This is a genomic window from Pseudomonas sp. NPDC086278 (assembly GCF_050280905.1).
Lineage (GTDB): Bacteria > Pseudomonadota > Gammaproteobacteria > Pseudomonadales > Pseudomonadaceae > Aquipseudomonas.
The window spans coordinates 1-1,763 of sequence record NZ_JBNNWE010000209.1 but is presented as its reverse complement, the minus strand read 5'-3'; the positions used below and the strand labels follow the sequence as shown (position 1 = coordinate 1,763).

Genomic DNA, 1,763 nt, shown 5'->3' with positions numbered 1-1,763 from the left:
GTCACCATTTAAATCGACTGATACACCGCTTTCGCGAGCAAGCCCGCTCCCACATCTGGTTTCGCCTCCGTCTTGGACTCATGGATGACGAAGACCGCGAGAACGAAGGCGACCTGATCATGGCCGCCGAGTGCTGCAAGGCCGAGCACATCAACTTCATGGCCAAACACGCCCGTGGCCTGATCTGCATGCCGATGAGCCGCGAGCGCTGCGAGCTGTTGAAGCTGCCGCTGATGGCGCCGCGCAACGGTTCCGGGTTCGGCACCAAGTTCACCGTGTCCATCGAAGCGGCCGAGGGTGTGACCACCGGTATTTCGGCGGCCGACCGTGCGCGCACCGTGCAAGCGGCGGCGGCCAAGGACGCCAAGGCCGACGATATCGTCAGCCCTGGCCACATCTTCCCGCTGATGGCCCAGGCCGGCGGCACCCTGGCCCGCGCCGGCCACACCGAAGCCGCCTGCGATCTGGCGCGCATGGCCGGTTTCGAGCCAAGCGGGGTGATCTGCGAAGTGATGAACGACGATGGCACCATGTCCCGTCGCACCGAACTCGAAGCCTTTGCCGCCGAACACAACATCAAGATCGGCACCATCGCCGACCTGATTCACTACCGGATGATCCACGAACGTACCGTTCAGCGGATTGCCGAGCAGCCCCTGGACAGCGAACTGGGCCAATTCAACCTGGTGACCTATCGTGATTCCGTGGAAGGCGACGTGCACATGGCCCTGACGCTGGGCACCGTGTGCGCCGAAGAGCCAACGCTGGTTCGCGTGCACAACATGGACCCGCTGCGCGACCTGTTGATGGTCAAGCAACCGGGGCGCTGGAGCCTGCGCGCCGCGATGGCTGCGGTCGCCGAGGCCGGCAGCGGCGTGGTGCTGTTGCTCGGTCACCCGCTGGATGGTGACGTGTTGCTGGCGCACATTCGCGAAACGGCTGACCAGAGCACAGTGAAAAAACCGACCACCTACAGCATTGTTGGTGCCGGTTCGCAGATCCTCCGGGACCTGGGCGTGCGCAAAATGCGCTTGATGAGTGCGCCAATGAAATTTAATGCGATATCCGGTTTCGATCTGGAAGTTGTAGAATACGTGCCCTCCGAATAAGGCCCGTTGTTTGCGGCCCTTGATTCGCGGTTAACAAATCACTGAGGGATGCGTAGAAAACGCGTCCCGGCTCTTTAAGAGATCTAACGAATGACCCTGAAGACCATCGAAGGTACCTTCATCGCCCCTAAAGGCCGCTACGCTTTGGTAGTGGGCCGTTTCAACAGCTTCGTTGTTGAAAGCCTGGTCAGCGGTGCCGTTGATGCCCTGGTTCGCCACGGCGTGAGCGAAAACGACATCACCCTCATTCGCGCGCCTGGCGCCTTCGAAATCCCGCTGGTTGCGCAGAAAGTCGCTCAAAAGGGCGAGTACGCAGCAATCATCGCCCTGGGCGCGGTCATTCGTGGCGGTACTCCGCACTTCGAATACGTGGCTGGCGAATGCACCAAGGGCCTGGCCCAGGTGTCCATGGAGTTCGGCGTGCCGGTCGCTTTCGGCGTGCTGACCGTTGATTCCATCGAGCAAGCCATCGAACGTTCCGGCACCAAGGCCGGTAACAAAGGTGCCGAAGCTGCCCTGTCCGCTCTGGAAATGGTCAGCCTGCTGGCGCAGTTGGAGGCTCGAGCAACCGGCCCCATGGCATCACAGCGACGCTCAGTGGGCGGATCAGGCAAAACAGCACGGCACCGATCGGCAGCGCCCGCCAGTCCCAAT

General features: G+C 61.7%; 1 protein-coding gene and 1 pseudogene. Both read left to right on the top strand.

Going from position 1 to position 1,763, the window contains the following annotated elements:
- Positions 1-80: 80 nt before the first annotated feature.
- Entirely contained in the window at positions 81-1,109 is a 1,029-nt protein-coding gene (ribBA, locus tag ACQKP4_RS28995; RefSeq protein ID WP_427637432.1) for a bifunctional 3,4-dihydroxy-2-butanone-4-phosphate synthase/GTP cyclohydrolase II, read from the top strand.
- 90 nt (positions 1,110-1,199) lie between these two features.
- Positions 1,200-1,673, top strand: a pseudogene (gene ribH / locus ACQKP4_RS28990) (6,7-dimethyl-8-ribityllumazine synthase); the annotation flags it as partial.
- Positions 1,674-1,763: the final 90 nt, after the last annotated feature.

What these genes read in the sequence shown, in the direction of transcription:
- ribBA (WP_427637432.1), top strand. Translation starts at nt 81, where the DNA reads ATGGATGACGAAGACCGCGAGAACGAAGGCGACCTGATCATGGCCGCC.